Origin of the sequence: Flavobacterium sp. N3904, assembly GCF_025947305.1 — a bacterium.
GTDB lineage: Bacteria > Bacteroidota > Bacteroidia > Flavobacteriales > Flavobacteriaceae > Flavobacterium.
The window spans coordinates 67,112-87,083 of the sequence record NZ_CP110009.1; the positions used below are offsets into that span (position 1 = coordinate 67,112).

Here is a 19,972-nt window from a genome sequence, read left to right on the forward strand (position 1 = left end):
TGCAAACTATTGAGATAAAAATATGAGTTTTTTAAAAGAAATACAACGAAGACGCACTTTTGGGATTATATCACATCCTGATGCTGGAAAAACAACTTTAACTGAAAAATTACTTCTTTTTGGAGGAGCTATTCAAGAAGCAGGTGCCGTAAAAAATAATAAAATAAAAAAGGGAGCAACGAGCGATTTCATGGAAATTGAACGTCAGAGAGGAATTTCGGTTTCTACTTCTGTTTTGGCCTTTAATTACAAAGAAAAAAAAATAAACATTCTTGACACGCCTGGTCACAAGGATTTTGCCGAAGATACCTTTAGAACTTTAACTGCCGTAGACAGTGTAATTGTTGTAATTGACGTTGCAAAAGGAGTCGAAGAGCAAACAGAAAAATTGGTAGCCGTATGCAGGATGCGTAAAATTCCAATTATAGTTTTCATCAATAAATTAGACAGAGAAGGAAAAGATGCTTTTGATCTAATGGATGAAGTAGAACAAAAATTGGGATTAACCGTAACTCCACTAAGTTTTCCAATAGGAATGGGCTATGACTTTCAGGGAATTTACAATCTTTGGGAACAAAATATAAATCTATTCAGTGGTGATAGTCGAAAAAATATTGAAGAAACAATAGCTTTCTCTGATGTTCAAAGTCCTGAATTAGAAAAAATAATTGGTCAAAAACCAGCGGATCGCTTACGCGAAGAACTAGAATTGATTGACGAAGTATACCCAAAATTTGATCGTCAGGATTATTTAGACGGAAAATTACAACCAGTATTTTTTGGTTCTGCCTTAAATAATTTTGGAGTGAGAGAACTTCTTGATTGTTTCGTTGCTATTGCGCCATCTCCTAGACCGAAAGATTCTGAAACAAGGCTAGTAGATCCAAAAGAAGAAAAAATGTCCGGTTTTGTATTTAAAATACACGCCAATATGGATCCAAAACACAGAGATCGATTGGCTTTTATAAAGATTGTTTCTGGAACTTTTGAAAGAAACAAACCTTATTACCACGTTCGCCAGAAAAAAAACTTAAAATTCTCTAGTCCAAATGCATTTTTTGCCGAAAAGAAAGAAATTGTCGATATTTCCTATCCGGGGGATATTGTAGGATTGCACGATACGGGGAATTTCAAAATCGGAGATACTTTGACCGAAGGTGAAATCATGAGTTTTAAAGGAATTCCGAGTTTTTCTCCAGAGCATTTTAGATACATCAATAATGCCGATCCGATGAAAGCCAAACAACTTGACAAAGGGGTAGATCAGTTGATGGATGAAGGGGTAGCTCAATTATTCACTTTAGAAATGAATAATAGAAAAATAATAGGAACAGTTGGAGCCTTACAATATGAAGTTATCCAATACCGATTAGAACATGAGTATGGCGCTAAATGTACTTATGAAAACTTCCCGGTTCATAAAGCGTGTTGGGTAAAACCAAATGATCCAAAAAGCGATGAGTTCAAAGAATTTAGACGTATCAAGCAAAAGTTCCTGGCCCATGACAAATATGGTCAATTAGTATTTCTTGCTGACTCGGACTTCACTATACAAATGACTCAAAATAAATATCCAAATGTAAAATTATTTTTTACATCAGAATTTGAATAATTTCTAAGCATAAAAAAAACGCTAATTTATAAAGTTAGCGTTTTTTTTATGCTTAAAATGAATTAATTTAACCTTTATAAATTTTAACAAAACTTAATATTTATCGTTTTTTTCAAAAGTGTTTTAATCAACAAGTGATTAGGTACAGTTCCAGAAATAATGATTTGTTTCTTTGTATACATTCCATCACTTGAAATGGTTTTGTTTGGATCTTCTTTTGTACCCATAAACCATAAGATGAAATGAACATTAGAATTTGAAGTAGCAGGAGCTATTGATACAGTATCACCTGCTGCAATAGTATTTATTTCCTCAAAATTCTCAGTAGTAACACTTACAACTGTATTTTGTGCAAAAGTAGATGAGTTAGTCAAAACAGTGAAAACAAACAGTAAATACAAGCTTACTTTTCTATTCTTACCGTAAATTTTTTCGAAAAAATTATTCATACTTTGCAAATTATGGCTTGGTTATGTATTAACCGAGCACAAAACTAGTTGAATCACTAATTACAAAAAAAAATAGTCGTTGAAATGTAAAAATAGCCGTTTAATTACCTGAATACGTATTCTTAAGTGTTTTAAAACAAAAAAAGTAGTTAAGATTATAAAATATGTAATTTGTTATTCCAGATTTATAACAAAAAAAAAGAGGCTCTATTACTAGAGCCTCTTTTTTACTATTTTATTATGCTTGTCCAGCTGGACCAAAATTTAATGGAATTGGAGGTTGTTCACCTTCTTTAATTTCGCCATGAGCGACTTCAAAACGATGTACATTCTCTCCTATTGCCTTCAACAATCTTTTAGCGTGTTGCGGTGTCAAAACAATCCTTGATTTAACTTTTGCTTTTGGTACACCAGGCATGATACATACAAAATCCAAAACAAATTCAGACGAAGAATGATTAATTATTGCTAAATTAGAATAAATTCCTTCAGCAATTTTTTCATCCAACTCAATATTAATTTGCTCTTGTTGTTGTTTAGAATTACTCATAAATAATTGTTTTATCCAAGATTCCCTTTCTGCTTTTCAGCAGAAAGGGTTCTATTTGGAAAATGAATTAATAAATATATTCCTCTTTATTTGCCATCATATCATTGTAATCTTCTCTTGACCCTACAATTGTATTATCATATTCTCTCATACCGGTACCGGCAGGAATTCTATGCCCTACAATTACATTTTCTTTCAATCCTTCTAAGTAATCAATTTTACCTGCAACCGCAGCTTCGTTTAATACTTTTGTAGTTTCTTGGAAAGAAGCTGCAGAAATGAATGATTTTGTTTGAAGAGATGCTCTAGTAATACCTTGCAATACCGGTGTTGCTGTTGCGGTGATAACATCACGAGCTACAACTAAGTTCTTATCGGTACGTTTCAACAATGAATTTTCATCACGCAATTGACGAGGTGTAATAATTTGACCTGGTTTTAATGCGCTTGAATCTCCTGCATCTTCCACAACTTTCATTCCGTAAAGATTATCGTTCTGAACAATAAAATCTTTTGTATGAATCAATTGATCTTCAAGGAACAAAGTATCTCCTGGATCTTGAACTCTTACTTTACGCATCATTTGACGTATTACTACCTCAAAGTGTTTGTCGTTGATTTTTACCCCTTGTAAACGGTATACTTCTTGAATTTCATTTACCAAATACTGTTGAACAGCAGCAGGTCCTTGAATTCTTAAAATATCATCTGGAGTAATTGCACCATCAGATAATGGTACCCCTGCACGTACGAAGTCATTTTCTTGAACTAGAATTTGGCTTGATAATTTAACCAAGTATTTTCTAATATCACCAAATTTAGATTCGATAACGATCTCACGGTTCCCTCTTTTGATTTTTCCAAAAGAAACAACTCCATCAATCTCAGAAACGACAGCTGGATTAGAAGGATTACGAGCCTCTAACAATTCTGTAATTCTTGGTAAACCTCCTGTAATATCTCCTGATTTAGAAGAACGACGTGGGATTTTCACCAATACTTTACCTGCTTTAATTTTCTCACCGTTTTCAACCATCAAGTGGGCTCCAACTGGTAAGTTATAAGAACGAATCAACTCTCCTTCTTTACCGTAAACCAATAAAGTTGGAATCAATTTTTTGGCTCTTGATTCAGAAATTACTTTCTCCTGGAAACCAGTTTGCTCATCAATTTCAACCATGAATGATTGACCTTGCTCTAAATCTTCGTAAGCAATTTTACCAGTAAACTCAGAAACGATAACTCCATTATATGGATCCCATTTACAGATTACATCTCCTTTTGCAACTGATTGACCATCCGCAACAAAAATACTTGAACCGTAAGGAATATTATTAGTACTTAATAAAATACCTGTTTTCTCGTCAATTAATTTCAATTCCGTTGAACGGGAAACTACAATATCAACAGCATTACCTTCGCTATCCTCACCTTTAACGGTTTTCAAATCTTCAATTTCAAGTTTACCTGCAAAACGAGTTACAATACTAGATTCTTCAGAAATACCACCCGCAACCCCTCCAACGTGGAAAGTACGTAATGTCAACTGTGTACCTGGCTCACCAATAGATTGTGCAGCAATTACACCAACTGCTTCACCTCTTTGAGTCATTTTGCCAGTAGCTAAGTTTCTACCGTAACATTTAGCACATATACCTTTTGTAGCCTCACAAACCAAAGGAGAACGTACTTCAACTTTCTCAACTGGAGAAGCTTCAATACCTTTTACCAATGCTTCAGTGATTTGCTCACCAGCATGAACTAAAATTTCACTTGTTAATGGGTTAATTACATCTTGCAATGCAACACGTCCTAAGATTCTCTCTCCTAATGATTCAACAATTTCTTCGTTTTTCTTCAATGCCGAAACTTCAATACCTCTAAGAGTACCACAATCTTCAACATTAACAATAACATCTTGAGAAACGTCATGTAATCTTCTTGTAAGGTATCCAGCATCTGCCGTTTTCAAAGCGGTATCTGCAAGACCTTTACGAGCACCGTGAGTAGAAATGAAATACTCAAGGATAGAAAGACCTTCCTTAAAGTTAGAAAGAATAGGGTTTTCAATAATTTCACCACCACCAGCAGTCGATTTTTTAGGCTTAGCCATCAAACCACGCATACCAGTTAACTGACGAATTTGTTCTTTGGAACCCCTTGCTCCAGAATCAAGCATCATATACACTGAGTTGAAACCTTGTTGGTCTTCTCTAATGTTTTTCATTGCCAATTCCGTAAGCTGAGCATTCGCTGATGTCCAAACATCAATAACTTGGTTGTAACGTTCGTTATTGGTAATAAGACCCATATTATAATTCACTGAGATACCTTCAACTTGTTCTCTGGCATCAGCGATTAATTTTGGTTTTTGTTCTGGAATTCTAATATCCCCAAGAGAGAATGACAAACCACCTTTGAAGGCAAATTTATAACCCATATCTTTCATATTGTCCAAGAACGCCGCTGTAGTAGGCACATTGGTCACATTAAGAACGTGTCCAATAATGTCTCTAAGGTTTTTCTTAGTCAATACATCATTGATATATCCAGCTGCTTCCGGCACTACTTCATTAAATAATACACGACCAGCAGTTGTTTGAATGATTTGGTACACTAATTCACCTGCTTCATTAAAATCTTTTGCTCTAATTTTCACTCTAGCATTCAATTCTAATCTTCCTTCATTCAAAGCAATATTTACTTCTTCAGCAGAATAGAAAGTGATTCCTTCACCTAAAATAGCTTTTTCTGGAGTTGACAAACGCTCTTTGGTCATGTAGTAAAGACCAAGTACCATGTCTTGAGAAGGTACCGTGATTGGCGCACCATTCGCAGGGTTCAAGATATTGTGAGAAGCCAACATTAACAATTGCGCCTCCAAAATAGCTTCTGGTCCTAACGGTAAGTGAACAGCCATTTGATCCCCATCAAAATCCGCATTAAATGCAGTACAAACTAAAGGGTGCAATTGGATTGCTTTTCCTTCAATTAATTTTGGTTGGAATGCTTGGATACCTAATCTGTGCAAAGTAGGAGCACGATTCAGTAATATTGGATGACCTTTGATAACATTTTCAAGGATATCCCAAACTACAGGCTCTTTCTTATCTATAATTTTCTTAGCTGATTTTACAGTTTTTACAATTCCTCTTTCTATCAATTTACGGATAACAAAAGGTTTGTATAATTCGGCTGCCATATCTTTTGGGATACCGCATTCGAACAATTTCAATTCAGGTCCAACAACAATTACCGAACGAGCAGAATAATCCACACGTTTTCCAAGTAAATTTTGACGGAAACGTCCTTGCTTACCTTTAAGGGAATCAGATAATGATTTTAATGGTCTGTTTGATTCAGTTTTTACTGCAGACGCTTTACGTGTATTATCGAAAAGTGAATCTACAGATTCTTGCAACATACGTTTCTCGTTACGAAGGATTACTTCTGGAGCTTTAATCTCGATTAATCTTTTCAAACGGTTATTACGGATGATTACACGACGGTATAAATCATTCAAATCTGAAGTTGCAAAACGACCACCATCAAGAGGCACAAGAGGACGTAATTCTGGCGGAATAACAGGAACCACTTTCATGATCATCCACTCAGGACGATTTTCTCTGTTCAAGTTAGACTCACGGAAAGACTCAACAACTTGTAATCTTTTTAAAGCTTCAGTTTTACGTTGTTTTGATGTTTCGTTATTTGCTTTGTGTCTCAAATCATATGACAATTCGTCAAGATTAATACGAGCCAATAAATCCATAATACACTCTGCTCCCATTTTAGCAACAAATTTATTAGGATCAAAATCATCAAGATATTGATTGTCTGCAGGAAGAGTATCTAAAATATTCAAATATTCTTCTTCTGTCAAGAAATCTAATCTTTGAACTGATTCACCTTCTGCATTTTTAGCGATACCGGCTTGGATTACTACGTATCTTTCGTAGTAGATAATCATATCTAATTTCTTAGATGGAAGACCCAGGATATAACCAATTTTGTTTGGAAGAGAACGGAAATACCAGATATGGGCAATTGGCACAACAAGATTGATGTGACCTACTCTGTCTCTACGTACTTTTTTCTCAGTAACTTCTACACCACAACGGTCACAAATGATCCCTTTGTAACGTATTCTTTTATATTTACCACAAGCACATTCAAAATCTTTAACTGGTCCGAAAATACGTTCGCAGAAAAGACCATCACGCTCTGGTTTATGAGTTCTGTAATTGATGGTTTCAGGTTTTAATACTTCACCTCTAGACTCTTTCAAGATTGATTCTGGAGAAGCAAGACCTATCGAAATTTTATTAAACCTTTTTACAGGATTCTTATCTTTATTATTTCTATTATTCATCATAGTTTTTACTATTGATTTATTTGCAATTAAAAATTGATTTTATGGAGTCATAGCGGCGCTACTTCTCTACACATTACCTCGGATTACTTCTCTAAACTTCAACTAAATTTTTGAAGTGCTAATTATAAAACTATTTAAGTTATTATAAAAAATCGGAACGGTTTACGGGTCTAAATCCTAAAAACTCTTATAAATGAGTAATCAGTTTTCAGGTATTGCGACCTGAAAACTGAATACTGTAACCCTTTTTTATTCTTCTAAACGAATGTCAAGTCCAAGACCTTTCAATTCATGCATTAATACATTGAATGATTCAGGTAATCCTGGCTCTGGCATCGATTCACCCTTAACGATTGCTTCGTAAGTTTTTGCTCTACCAATAACATCATCAGACTTCACAGTCAAGATTTCTCTAAGTGTACTTGATGCTCCATAAGCTTCAAGTGCCCAAACCTCCATCTCTCCAAAACGTTGTCCTCCAAATTGCGCTTTACCTCCTAAAGGTTGTTGCGTAATTAATGAGTATGGTCCGATAGAACGTGCGTGCATCTTATCATCAACCATGTGTCCTAATTTTAACATATAGATCACACCTACGGTTGCTGCTTGATGGAAACGCTCTCCAGTACCACCATCATAAAGATGTGTATGTCCAAAACGTGGTACTCCAGCTTCGTCGGTCAATTCATTGATTTGGTCTAAAGTCGCTCCATCAAAAATTGGCGTAGCAAATTTTCTACCCAAGTTTTGTCCAGCCCAACCAAGAACAGTTTCATAAATTTGACCAATGTTCATACGTGAAGGTACCCCAAGTGGGTTCAACACAATATCAACCGGTGTTCCGTCCTCCAAGAAAGGCATATCTTCATGACGAACAATACGAGCAACAATACCTTTGTTACCGTGACGTCCTGCCATTTTATCCCCAACTTTCAGTTTACGTTTTTTAGCGATATACACTTTAGCCAATTTCAAAATTCCTGCTGGCAATTCATCTCCAACAGTAATTGTGAATTTCTCTCTACGTAACGCCCCTTGTAAATCGTTCAATTTAATTTTATAGTTATGAATTAAATCATTAACCATTTTATTAGTCACATCATCTGCAACCCATTGACCTTTACTTAAGTGAGCAAAATCTTCCACTGCATAAAGCATTTTTTGAGTATATTTTTTACCTTTTGGTAAAACTTCTTCACCCAAATCATTCATTACACCTTGAGAAGTTTTTCCGTTTACAATAGTAAAAAGTTTCTCAATCAATTTATCTTTAAGCTCAACAAACTTAACTTCAAACTCCATTTCAAGTGCTCCTAAAGCATCTTTATCTTGAGTACGTTTACGTTTGTCTTTTACGGCTCTTGCGAATAATTTTTTATCTAAAACCACACCATGTAAAGAAGGAGATGCTTTTAATGAAGCATCTTTTACATCACCTGCTTTGTCCCCAAAGATTGCGCGAAGCAATTTCTCTTCCGGAGTAGGATCTGATTCTCCTTTTGGAGTAATTTTACCGATAAGAATGTCACCAGGTTTAACCTCGGCTCCAATTCTAATCATACCATTTTCATCTAAATCTTTAGTAGCTTCTTCAGAAACGTTTGGAATATCATTCGTTAATTCTTCGTTACCTAACTTAGTATCTCTAACTTCCAATGAATAATCATCAACGTGAATAGAGGTAAAAATATCGTCACGAACTACTTTTTCAGAAATCACAATCGCATCCTCAAAGTTATATCCTTTCCATGGCATAAATGCCACTTTTAGGTTACGACCCAAAGCTAATTCACCATTTTGAGTAGCATATCCTTCGGATAATACTTGACCAAGAACCACTCTGTCCCCTTTTCTTACGATAGGTTTCAAATTGATACTTGTACCTTGATTGGTTTTTCTAAATTTAATTAGATTGTATGTTTTCTCATCAGTTTCAAAACTTACCATTCTTTCTTCTTCAGAACGGTCGTATTTGATAGTAATGATATTTGCATCTACATATTCAATAACCCCATCACCTTCAGCGTTTATCAAAACTCTAGAATCCGAAGCTACTTGACGCTCTAAACCAGTTCCAACAATCGGTGCTTCAGGACGAATTAATGGTACGGCCTGACGCATCATGTTAGATCCCATCAAGGCTCTATTCGCATCATCATGTTCCAAGAAAGGAATTAATGAAGCAGAAATCGAAGCAATTTGGTTAGGAGCAACGTCTGTATAATGTACTTGAGAAGGGTCAATTACCGGGAAATCACCTTCTTGACGTGCAATTACGTTTTCGGCAGTAATTTTACCAGTAGCATCCATTTTAATGTTTGCTTGGGCAATCAACATTCCTTCTTCTTCTTCCGCGCTTAAATAAATTGGTGTTGCATCTAAATCAACAACTCCATTAGTTACTTTACGATAAGGTGTTTCAATGAAACCCATTCCGTTTACTTTAGCATAAACACCAAGAGAAGAAATCAAACCAATGTTTGGTCCCTCTGGAGTTTCAATTGGACATAAACGTCCGTAGTGCGTATAGTGAACATCACGAACCTCAAATCCAGCTCTTTCTCTCGAAAGTCCACCTGGTCCAAGTGCAGATAATCTTCTTTTGTGTGTAATCTCAGCCAATGGATTCGTTTGATCCATAAATTGAGATAACTGGTTTGTTCCAAAGAAAGAGTTGATAACAGATGATAATGTTTTAGCATTAATCAAATCTATTGGTGTAAACACCTCGTTATCTCTAACGTTCATACGCTCTCTAATGGTTCTAGCCATACGTGCTAAACCAACACCGAATTGTTGAGACAATTGTTCTCCAACTGTTCTAACACGACGGTTTGATAAGTGGTCAATATCATCAATATCCGCCTTAGCGTTTATCAATTCAATTAAATACTTCACTATAGTGATGATATCTTCTTTGGTAAGCACTTGCTTTTCCATTGGAGTATCAAGACCTAGTTTTTTGTTTATTCTATAACGACCTACTTCACCTAAGTTGTAACGTTGGTCAGAAAAGAATAATTTATCTATAATACCACGAGCAGTCTCTTCATCAGGCGGTTCTGCGTTACGCAATTGTCTGTAGATATGCTCAACAGCTTCTTTTTCAGAGTTTGTTGGATCTTTTTGTAATGTATTGTGAATGATAGAATAATCTACAAGATTATTATCTTCTTTATGCAACAAAATAGATTTAACATTTGAATCAATGATTTCTTCTACATTATCTTTGTCGATAATAGTATCTCTATCAAGGATTATTTCGTTACGTTCAATAGAAACAACTTCGCCAGTATCTTCATCAACGAAATCTTCATGCCAAGTGTTCAAAACACGAGCAGCTAATTTTCTACCAATATATTTTTTAAGTCCTGTTTTAGAAACTTTAATTTCTTCAGCAAGGTCAAAAATCTCAAGGATATCCTTGTCTCTTTCGAACCCAATTGCGCGGAATAAAGTAGTAACAGGTAATTTTTTCTTTCTATCGATATACGCATACATTACGCTATTGATATCTGTAGAAAATTCTATCCAAGATCCTTTAAAAGGAATAACTCTCGCAGAATATAATTTTGTTCCATTTGCATGGAATGACTGTCCAAAGAAAACACCAGGAGAACGGTGCAATTGTGAAACCACAACTCGCTCTGCTCCATTGATAACAAAAGTACCACTTGGTGTCATATAAGGTATTGTTCCAAGATAAACATCTTGCACAATAGTTTCAAAATCTTCGTGTTCAGGATCGGTACAATATAGCTTCAACCTTGCTTTTAAAGGCACGCTATAAGTAAGACCTCTTTCTATACATTCTTGAATGGTGTAACGTGGTGGATCAACAAAGTAATCAAGGAATTCCAAAACAAAGTTATTTCTTGTGTCTGTAATTGGAAAGTTTTCCATGAAGGTGTTGTATAACCCTTCGTCGCCTCTTTCGTCTGATTTAGTTTCTAATTGAAAAAAATCTTTAAACGATTTTACCTGAACATCTAGAAAATCTGGATAATCAGGAATATTTTTTGTAGAGGCAAAATTCAATCTTTCAGTCTGATTTGTTATCATCAATGGACAAAATTTTGATTAAAAAAAAGTAGTTTTGTGTGTAAAACACAGTAATTTATAAAACAATCTATACTTTCTTTTTACAATCAATACCTCTTTAAAAATAATATAAAATAAATCTTGTATTATTTTTTTTCTTCGTATTGATTAAAAAAACCTTTTCGTATTTTAAACTATTTTATAATAAAACTTGATATAATTTTATTATACGAAAAATGGTTTAGGCCTTGAGAAGACTCTCAAAGACCTAAACCTGTTTCAAAAACTAGTTAAACTTATTTAAGCTCAACAACAGCTCCAGCTTCTTCTAAAGATTTTTTAAGCCCTTCAGCTTCTTCTTTAGTTACACCTTCTTTAACGTTGCTAGGAGCACTATCAACTACATCTTTAGCTTCTTTCAAACCTAAACCTGTAAGTTCTTTAACTAATTTTACAACTGCCAATTTAGAAGCGCCAGCTTCTTTCAATACAACTGTAAATTCTGTTTGAGCTTCTTCAACAGCAGCTTCTCCACCACCTGAAACCACAACTGCAGCAGCAGCTGGTTCGATTCCGTACTCATCTTTTAATATTGTTGCTAATTCGTTAACTTCTTTTACAGTTAAATTAACTAATTGTTCTGCGAATTGTTTCAAATCTGCCATTTTTTCTATCGTTTTAAAATGATTTGTAAAATATAATTTATTTATTGTGCGCTAATTTAAGCAACAAGGAAAACCTTGTTTTGAGCATTATGCTTCAGCCTCTTCGCTATTAGCGAATTGGTTTTGTAAAGCAGAAATAACTCTTTGAGCTGGTGATTGTAATAATCCAATGATTTCACCAATAAGCTCTTCTTTAGATTTAATAGTTGCTAATGCATCTAATTGATCATCACCAATATAAATTTCAGAATTAATGAAAGCCCCTTTTAATACAGGTTTATCCGATTTTTTTCTAAAATCTTTAATGATTTTTCCAGGAGCATTTGCAACATCTGAAATAAATATAGCACTGTTACCAGTCAATACTGATGGTAAATCACCATAATCATTAGCAGAAGCTTCCATTGCTTTTGCAAGCAAAGTGTTTTTTACTACCTCTAATTTAATACCTGCTTTAAAACAAGCTCTTCTCAAGTTTGAAGTTGTTTCTGCGTTTAATCCAGAAATATCAGATACATAAATAATGTTTGTACCAGCTAACTGTGCAGTTAAATCTTCAATCGCGATTGATTTTTCTTCTCTAGTCATACTAAAAATTATTAACTACCAATTATACTGCTTTAGGGTCCAATGCAATTGCAGGACTCATAGTGCTTGTAAGGTGAATACCTTTAATATAGGTCCCTTTAGCAGCAGTTGGTTTAAGTTTGATTAATGTTTGAATAATTTCGTGTGCATTGTCATAAATTTGCTCAGCTCCAAAAGAAACTTTACCAATTCCTGCATGTACAATACCAGTTTTATCAACTTTGAAATCGATTTTACCAGCTTTCACTTCTTGAACAGCTTTTGCAACATCCATAGTTACAGTACCTGTTTTAGGGTTTGGCATCAAACCTCTAGGTCCTAAAATACGACCTAATGGACCTAATTTACCCATTACAGCAGGCATAGTGATGATTACATCAACATCTGTCCAACCGTCTTTTATCTTTTGCAAATAATCGTCAAGACCTACATAGTCTGCACCAGCTGCCAAAGCTTCCGCTTCTTTATCTGGAGTAACCAATGCCAATACTTTAACGTCTTTACCTGTACCATGAGGTAATGTTACAACACCTCTAACCATTTGATTCGCTTTTCTTGGATCAACACCCAATCTAACTGCGATATCAACAGACTCATCAAATTTTGCAGAAGCTATTACTTTAATTAATGCCGCAGCATCTTTTAAAGAGTATAGTTTGTTCTTTTCAATTTTTGAAGCAGCCTCTTTTTGCTTTTTTGTCAATTTTGCCATGTTTTTCTCTTAATTAAAAAGGAGAATCTCCTGATACAGTTATACCCATAGATCTAGCTGTTCCAGCAATCATGCTCATAGCAGATTCGATTGTGAATGCATTTAAATCTACCATTTTATCTTCAGCAATTGCTTTGATAACATCCCAAGTAACGCTAGCTACTTTTTTACGATTTGGTTCACCTGATCCAGACTTTAGCTTTGCAGCTTCCAATAACTGGACAGCCGCTGGAGGAGTTTTTACAACAAAATCAAATGATTTGTCTTTATACACAGTAATTTGTACTGGGCATATTTTGCCGGGTTTATCTTGAGTTCTAGCATTAAATTGCTTACAAAACTCCATGATGTTTACCCCAGCAGCTCCTAAAGCAGGTCCAACCGGTGGCGACGGATTCGCAGCACCTCCCTTAACTTGTAGTTTAACTACCTTACTAATTTCTTTAGCCATTTTTTAAAAAATTTAACACGACAATCATTGGAAGCGATTGAAGTGGTTATTATAGATGTAACAAAAATTATACTTTTTCAACTTGCATAAAACTCAATTCCAACGGTGTTTTTCTTCCGAAAATTTTCACCATTACTTCGAGTTTACGCTTTTCTTCATTAATTTTTTCAACCGTACCGTTAAAACCATTAAAAGGACCATCGATCACTTTTATTGTTTCACCCAAGTTGAAAGGAATAGAACGAGTATCTGTATTTACAGCCAACTCATCTACTTTACCTAACATTCTATTTACTTCAGATATTCTTAAAGGAACAGGCTCTCCACCTTTTGTTTCTCCAAGAAAACCGATAACACTGGTTATAGACTTAATAATATGTGGAATTTCACCAATAAGATTAGCTTCAATCATAACATAACCCGGAAAGTATACTTTGTCCTTGGATAGTTTTTTACCATCTTTTACAGTAACTACTTTTTCAGTAGGCACAAGAACTTGCGAAACATAATCACCCATTCCAAGACGCGCAATTTCTGTTTCGATATAAGCTTTCACTTTATTTTCTTGTCCGCTTACTGCACGAACTACATACCACTTTTTTATATTATTCTCTGCCATTACAAAAAATTATGCTTTTATCCAGTTAAAAAACACAGCTAATGTTTTTGCAAAAAGTTCATCTACACCCCATGTTGCCAAAGCGAATACCACTGAAAAAACAGCAACAACAATCGTAAGACGTTGTACTTCAGCCCAAGCTGGCCAAGTTACATTTGATTTTAATTCTTCAAATGATTCTGATATGTAATTAACAACTTTTGTCATAGTGATTAGTTTATTTTGCACGGGCGGAGGGATTCGAACCCCCATCAACGGTTTTGGAGACCGCTATTCTACCCTTGAACTACGCCCGTAGTTAATAAAAACCAGTGTCGCAAAAAACGACACTGGCTTAGATTTTATAATAGTATTAAGCTACAATTTCAGTTACCTGACCTGCACCTACAGTTCTACCACCTTCACGGATAGCAAAACGTAAACCTACGCTCATTGCGATTGGGCTTAACAAAGTAACATTGATAGTTAAGTTGTCTCCTGGCATTACCATCTCTACTCCTTCTGGTAAAGTAATAACTCCTGTTACGTCAGTTGTACGTACGTAGAACTGTGGACGGTAGTTATTATGGAATGGAGTATGACGTCCACCTTCTTCTTTTTTCAAGATATAAACCTCAGCTTTGAAAGTAGCGTGTGGTTTTACTGATCCTGGCTTAATGATAACCATTCCTCTTTTGATAGATTCTTTATCAATACCTCTTAACAATAAACCTACGTTATCTCCTGCTTCACCTCTATCAAGGATTTTACGGAACATCTCAACTCCAGTAATAGTAGAAGTTAATTTTTCAGCTCCCATACCAATGATTTCAACAGCATCTCCTGTATTAGCAATACCAGTTTCGATACGACCTGTAGCAACAGTTCCACGACCTGTAATTGTAAATACATCTTCAACTGGCATCAAGAATGGTTTTTCAGTATCACGTACTGGCTCTTCGATCCAAGAATCTACAGCTTCCATTAATTCAATGATTTTTGGTACCCAAGCTGGATCATTATTCAATCCTCCAAGAGCAGACCCTTGAACAACTGGACAATTATCTCCATCATATTCATAGAAAGACAATAAGTCTCTAATTTCCATTTCAACAAGTTCCAATAATTCCTCATCATCAACCATATCCACTTTGTTCATGAATACTACCATTCTAGGAATACCTACTTGGCGACCTAAAAGGATGTGCTCACGTGTTTGTGGCATTGGTCCATCAGTTGCAGCTACAACAAGGATAGCACCGTCCATTTGAGCAGCACCAGTAACCATGTTTTTTACGTAATCCGCGTGACCAGGACAGTCAACGTGTGCGTAGTGACGGTTTGCAGTTTCATACTCAACGTGTGAAGTATTAATTGTAATACCTCTTTCTTTTTCTTCTGGAGCATTATCAATTTGATCAAATGATTTTGCTTGACAGTAACCAGCATCAGATAACACTTTTGTGATTGCTGCTGTTAAAGTAGTTTTACCGTGATCTACGTGTCCGATCGTACCAATATTTAAGTGTGGTTTCGAACGGTTAAAGGTTTCTTTTGCCATTTTACTTAATTTTTAATCTAGTTTATATATTTATTTCAATTTCCTACTTACTTGAGCCAACTACGGGAATTGAACCCGTGACCTCTTCCTTACCAAGGAAGCACTCTACCTCTGAGCTAAGTCGGCAGTTTTTTAGATTACAGATTGGACAATTCAGATACTAGAACCTAGCTTAAAAATCTGCCAACTAAAATCTGCCATCTGGCTAGTGGGGAGAGCAGGATTCGAACCTGCGAAGTTCACACAGCAGATTTACAGTCTGCCCTCGTTGGCCGCTTGAGTATCTCCCCAGACAATTTATGATTAAGACTTACAATCTTAGATTAAAACCTAAAAACAGTACCCTAAACCACAAATCAATACTTTTTTATTTACAATCCAGAAAATATAAAATCTCCAGTCTTTTGAGCCGGCGGAGGGACTCGAACCCACGACCTGCTGATTACAAATCAGCTGCTCTAGCCAACTGAGCTACGCTGGCAATTTCAAAAAAAAAGTCCGCTATTTCTAACGGACTGCAAATGTAGAGATTTTATCTTTTAATCAAAACATTTTATTGAAAAAATTTTAATTAAATATGTGTTCTTAACTTTTCTTTACGTTTTACCAGTAACCTTTCTATTGATTCTGCAGCTTGTTCCGTTGCTTCTTCAAAGGTTTTGCATTGTTTTTTTACCAAAAAATCATCCCCTGGAACATTAATCTTCATCTCAACTATTTTATTTTCTTTGTCACTTGTCTTTTCAACTTTCAAAAAAACATCAGATGACACGACTTTGTCATAATACTTTTCTAATTTATCCATTCTATCCTGAACAAAATCTACTAGCTTTTTGTCAACAGTAAAGTTAACCGCATGAACATTTACCTTCATAATCAATCTATTTTAATGGTTAAACATTTTTGAATTATTTTTTATTCCGAGGATGTGACTCTTGATACACTTTTTTAAGTTCTGACAAACTACTATGAGTATAAATCTGAGTTGAAGCCAAACTGGAATGTCCTAATAACTCTTTAACTGAATTTAAGTCGGCTCCGTTGTTTAATAGATGGGTCGCAAATGTATGTCTTAATATATGAGGACTTTTTTTTACTTTCTCGGAGACACTACTAAAGTATGAATTTATTAAACGATACACAAAAGAATCATTCAATTTTAATCCTTTTTTTGTGAGGAACAAATATTCGTCGTCCATTATATTTTCTAAAGATGATCTTTCTTTTTTATACAGCAATAATTGCTCTATTATAACTGGCAGAATTGGCAGTATGCGCTCTTTGTTTCTTTTTCCCAATACTTTTAAAGTTTGATTCGAAAAATTAATATTCATCAATTTTAAATGAATCAATTCTGTTCGTCGCATTCCGGTTGTATAAAACAAATCTATAATGAGTTTATTCCTTATTTCCTCAAATCCATTTGTCTCGAAAGTGATATCTAAAACTGCATTCAATTCTTTTTCCGAAAAAGGAATTTGCAATATCTTGGGCGTTTTCAAAGCTTTATGCTTTAATAATGGATTCAGTTCAATTTGCTTTGTTTTTAATAGAAATTTATAAAAAGCCTTAAGAGAAGCCACTTTTCTATTTATGGTAGTATTTGAAACCCCATCGTCTACAAGCGAAACAACCCAACTTCTAATCTGGTTGTAATTTACCTGTTCGATTGTATCTTGCCCGAAGTTATCCTTATTAAATGATTCAAAATAAGTGATATCATTTAAATAAGCATTTATGGTATGAGAAGAATATTTTTTTTCTAATTGCAAATAATCTTTAAATGCATCTTTATTTGTAGCCATAAAAAAAACCGTTAGCATCAAAGTTAAGAAACTTTAATGACTAACGGTATTTTATTTTCAATCGAATTTGACTAGATATTCTCTAAACCATCTTTCATGTTTTGGATGTAAGCTGCTTTTTGAATTTTCATTCTATTGATAACTGATGGCTTTATAAAAGCAGTACGTGCTCTTAGTTGTCTTACAGTTCCAGTTTTGTCAAACTTTCTTTTATAGCGCTTAAGTGCTCTATCGATATTTTCTCCGTCTTTAATTGGTATAATTAACATAATTTTATCACCCCCTTTCGTTAAGTGCGCAAAAGTAAAAATTAATTATGAATTATTAGTTATGAATTATAAATTATTTTAAAATAAAAAAGTCAAGTCACAATTTCTTGCTTCGTGACTCTTTTATCTATTCTCAATTTTTAATTAATCTTTCAAAATATTTCTCGAAATTACCACTTTTTGAATTTCGGTAGTTCCTTCGCCTATAGTGCATAATTTTGAATCTCTATAGAATTTTTCTACAGGATAATCTTTGGTATAACCATAACCTCCATGTATTTGCACAGCATCATTGGCTACTTTTACACAAACTTCTGAAGAGTACATTTTTGCCATAGCACCCGATACTGTTACTGGCCTGTGCTGTTGTTTAAGAAAAGCGGCTTTATGCAATAACAATTCAGAAGCTTCAATCTCGGTGGCCATATCGGCCAATTTGAAAGAGACTCCTTGAAACTCTGAAATAGGCTGACCAAACTGATGTCTTTCTTTAGAATATTTCAAAGCAGCTTCGTAGGCCCCTTTTGCAATTCCCAAAGACAATGCTCCAATGGAAATTCGTCCTCCATCCAAAATTTTCATGGCCTGAATAAATCCTTGCCCTACTTCTCCCAATCTATTGGCATCAGGAATGCGACAATTATCAAAAATCAATTCTGCCGTTTCGCTGGCGCGCATTCCTAATTTATTTTCTTTTTTCCCTGATGTAAATCCTGGCATGCCTTTCTCAAACACAAATGCAGTCATCCCTTTTGAATCTCCTTTTTCGCCAGTTCGAACAATGACTACAGCAATATCACCAGAAATGGCATGGGTAATAAAATTTTTTGCTCCATTAATTATCCAAAAATCACCATCGCGCACAGCCGTTGTATTCATTCCACCAGCATCAGAGCCCGTGTTATGTTCTGTCAAACCCCAAGCACCTATATGCTTGGCAGTTGCCAATTTCGGAATCCATTTTTTCTTTTGCTCTTCGTTTCCAAAAGTCAAAATATGATTGGTACATAACGAATTATGTGCCGCAACAGACAATCCAATAGAAGGGTCAACTTTAGAAATTTCCTCAACTATCGTTATGTATTCGTGATAACCTAATCCAGAACCTCCTAATTCCTCGGGCACCAAAACGCCCATGAATCCCATTTCTCCTAATTTTTTGAATAATGAAATAGGGAAAATCTGTGCCTCGTCCCATTCCATTATATAAGGTCTTATATTTTTTTCCGCAAAATCTCTTATAGATTGCGCTATCAAAGACTGCGTCTCGTTGTAATCAAAATTCATCGTAAATCTATTTTGTATTAAAAGTCCAAATATAAGGCAATAAAATTTGCTTTTTCAACAGGAAAGCCGTTAATTTTTATCAAATCCTCAATATTCTTAATATTCCCGTTCATGCTTCTGTATTTTACGATTTGTTTTGCCAATTCATATTTAAAATAAAAAAACTGAGAAAGCTCCTTTAACGACGCATTATTGATGTCAATTTTATGCAAATTGGGTAATTTTGCTATTGTAAAATGAGTATTTAAATTTGAAATTACTTCAGGAGTCAATCCCCAAACATCATTGAGTTGCTCGATCGAGACAAATCCACCTAATTTTTCTCTTTGATTAAGAATACGAATTGAAATGGCTTCCCCTATTCCATAAATTTTAATTAAATCTTCTTTGGTAGCGCCATTAATGTCGATTGCAATGATTTTTTCTTTTTTGGCAAAAGCCCTATCAGGAAAATCTTTGTAAGTCCCGTTTTCCTTTTTATGGCTCACCCAATCCGGGAATTTAAAAAACGGCGCAATGGTATTCAGCAACGAATCCGATACTTTTGTAACTTTTTGAAATTCTTCTGCTGAATTGACGTATTTGTTTTGCTTCCTGAACGCAAAGAGCCGATCAATTTCCTGAACAGACATGCCGAGTTTATATCCTTTGTAATCTGAAATAAAATTGGGATTGAACGGGTATAACTTGGCAACATAATTACGGTTCTCTAATTTTGCAGCATCGATTTCAGATTGTAAAGAAAGCCATTTTTGCTTTTCTGGATTTTCTTTTGATAATGAATTGAAATCAACAAAAAAACAAACGAATTGCAAAATAATTATTATGCCAAATAAAATAGCAATTCCCGTTTGTTGGCTTTTAGAAAATTTGAATAAATGCTTAATTGTATTAAAAGTCATGCTTTAAACTGTTTTAATTGTTTATTAGAATGGAAATCTAAAAATATAAAAAAATAGTATAGCTCGTTTATTTCTATAAGAAAAATATTAGTATAGAAATCAAATTT

At 34.7% G+C, this 19,972-nt stretch carries 17 protein-coding genes and 4 tRNA genes; 1 reads left to right on the plus strand and 20 read right to left on the minus strand.

All coding sequences use genetic code 11. The annotated features are described in order from the left end of the window. The first annotated feature begins 22 nt into the window (after positions 1–22). Positions 23–1,612: a peptide chain release factor 3 gene (locus OLM57_RS00305; RefSeq protein WP_264565254.1), complete on the plus strand. Its 1,590-nt coding sequence runs from the start codon at positions 23–25 to the stop codon at positions 1,610–1,612. Between the two features lie 83 nt (positions 1,613–1,695). On the opposite strand, the gene OLM57_RS00310 is transcribed toward OLM57_RS00305, so the two are convergent. From OLM57_RS00310 to OLM57_RS00405, 20 genes are all read right to left on the minus strand, one after another. Continuing rightward, positions 1,696–2,061 carry a hypothetical protein gene (locus OLM57_RS00310; RefSeq protein ID WP_264565255.1) on the minus strand — a complete coding sequence of 122 codons (366 nt, stop codon included), beginning with the start codon at positions 2,059–2,061 and terminating at the stop codon, positions 1,696–1,698. Positions 2,062–2,299: 238 nt separating this feature from the next. Beyond that, entirely contained in the window at positions 2,300–2,611 is a 312-nt protein-coding gene (locus OLM57_RS00315; protein WP_264565256.1) for a DUF3467 domain-containing protein, read from the minus strand. 67 nt (positions 2,612–2,678) lie between these two features. Next, positions 2,679–6,986 carry a DNA-directed RNA polymerase subunit beta' gene (gene rpoC, locus OLM57_RS00320; protein ID WP_264565257.1) on the minus strand — a complete coding sequence of 1,436 codons (4,308 nt, stop codon included), beginning with the start codon at positions 6,984–6,986 and terminating at the stop codon, positions 2,679–2,681. 249 nt (positions 6,987–7,235) lie between these two features. Beyond that, positions 7,236–11,048, minus strand: coding sequence for a DNA-directed RNA polymerase subunit beta (rpoB, locus tag OLM57_RS00325; protein WP_264565258.1), 3,813 nt, complete (start codon positions 11,046–11,048; stop codon positions 7,236–7,238). Between the two features lie 275 nt (positions 11,049–11,323). Continuing rightward, positions 11,324–11,692 (minus strand): 50S ribosomal protein L7/L12, encoded by a 369-nt coding sequence (gene rplL / locus OLM57_RS00330; protein ID WP_264565259.1) that lies wholly within the window; start codon positions 11,690–11,692, stop codon positions 11,324–11,326. An 87-nt stretch (positions 11,693–11,779) separates the two neighbouring features. After that, entirely contained in the window at positions 11,780–12,280 is a 501-nt protein-coding gene (gene rplJ, locus OLM57_RS00335) for a 50S ribosomal protein L10 (RefSeq protein ID WP_264565260.1), read from the minus strand. A gap of 22 nt (positions 12,281–12,302) precedes the next feature. Beyond that, on the minus strand, positions 12,303–12,992 hold the full coding sequence (rplA, locus tag OLM57_RS00340) for a 50S ribosomal protein L1 (RefSeq protein WP_039111376.1): 690 nt from the start codon (positions 12,990–12,992) through the stop codon (positions 12,303–12,305). 13 nt (positions 12,993–13,005) lie between these two features. Further along, positions 13,006–13,443, minus strand: a complete 438-nt coding sequence (rplK, locus tag OLM57_RS00345; protein WP_035639405.1) for a 50S ribosomal protein L11 — start codon at positions 13,441–13,443, stop codon at positions 13,006–13,008. A gap of 67 nt (positions 13,444–13,510) precedes the next feature. Further along, complete coding sequence (nusG, locus tag OLM57_RS00350) at positions 13,511–14,062, minus strand: transcription termination/antitermination protein NusG (RefSeq protein WP_264565261.1); 552 nt, start codon at positions 14,060–14,062, stop codon at positions 13,511–13,513. Between the two features lie 9 nt (positions 14,063–14,071). Further along, the gene (secE, locus tag OLM57_RS00355) at positions 14,072–14,269 is read right to left on the minus strand and encodes a preprotein translocase subunit SecE (protein ID WP_035639370.1); all 198 of its coding nucleotides are present in this window, start codon (positions 14,267–14,269) and stop codon (positions 14,072–14,074) included. A gap of 18 nt (positions 14,270–14,287) precedes the next feature. Then, a tRNA-Trp gene (locus OLM57_RS00360) sits at positions 14,288–14,358 on the minus strand. A gap of 56 nt (positions 14,359–14,414) precedes the next feature. After that, on the minus strand, positions 14,415–15,602 hold the full coding sequence (tuf, locus tag OLM57_RS00365; protein ID WP_264565262.1) for an elongation factor Tu: 1,188 nt from the start codon (positions 15,600–15,602) through the stop codon (positions 14,415–14,417). A gap of 54 nt (positions 15,603–15,656) precedes the next feature. Further along, positions 15,657–15,728 (minus strand) — tRNA-Thr (locus tag OLM57_RS00370). Positions 15,729–15,811: 83 nt separating this feature from the next. Beyond that, positions 15,812–15,892: transfer RNA gene (locus OLM57_RS00375), tRNA-Tyr, on the minus strand. A 117-nt stretch (positions 15,893–16,009) separates the two neighbouring features. Then, positions 16,010–16,083 (minus strand) — tRNA-Thr (locus OLM57_RS00380). Positions 16,084–16,173: 90 nt separating this feature from the next. Continuing rightward, a complete protein-coding gene (gene hpf, locus OLM57_RS00385; RefSeq protein WP_264565263.1) occupies positions 16,174–16,476 on the minus strand; it encodes a ribosome hibernation-promoting factor, HPF/YfiA family in 303 nt (100 codons plus the stop codon). Positions 16,477–16,510: 34 nt separating this feature from the next. After that, on the minus strand, positions 16,511–17,407 hold the full coding sequence (locus OLM57_RS00390) for a tyrosine-type recombinase/integrase (protein ID WP_264565264.1): 897 nt from the start codon (positions 17,405–17,407) through the stop codon (positions 16,511–16,513). A 71-nt stretch (positions 17,408–17,478) separates the two neighbouring features. Next, positions 17,479–17,676 carry a 30S ribosomal protein S21 gene (rpsU, locus tag OLM57_RS00395; protein WP_264565265.1) on the minus strand — a complete coding sequence of 66 codons (198 nt, stop codon included), beginning with the start codon at positions 17,674–17,676 and terminating at the stop codon, positions 17,479–17,481. A 144-nt stretch (positions 17,677–17,820) separates the two neighbouring features. Then, a complete protein-coding gene (locus OLM57_RS00400) occupies positions 17,821–18,963 on the minus strand; it encodes an acyl-CoA dehydrogenase family protein (protein WP_264565266.1) in 1,143 nt (380 codons plus the stop codon). Between the two features lie 17 nt (positions 18,964–18,980). Further along, a complete protein-coding gene (locus OLM57_RS00405) occupies positions 18,981–19,865 on the minus strand; it encodes a ComEA family DNA-binding protein (RefSeq protein WP_264565267.1) in 885 nt (294 codons plus the stop codon). Positions 19,866–19,972 lie beyond the last annotated feature (107 nt).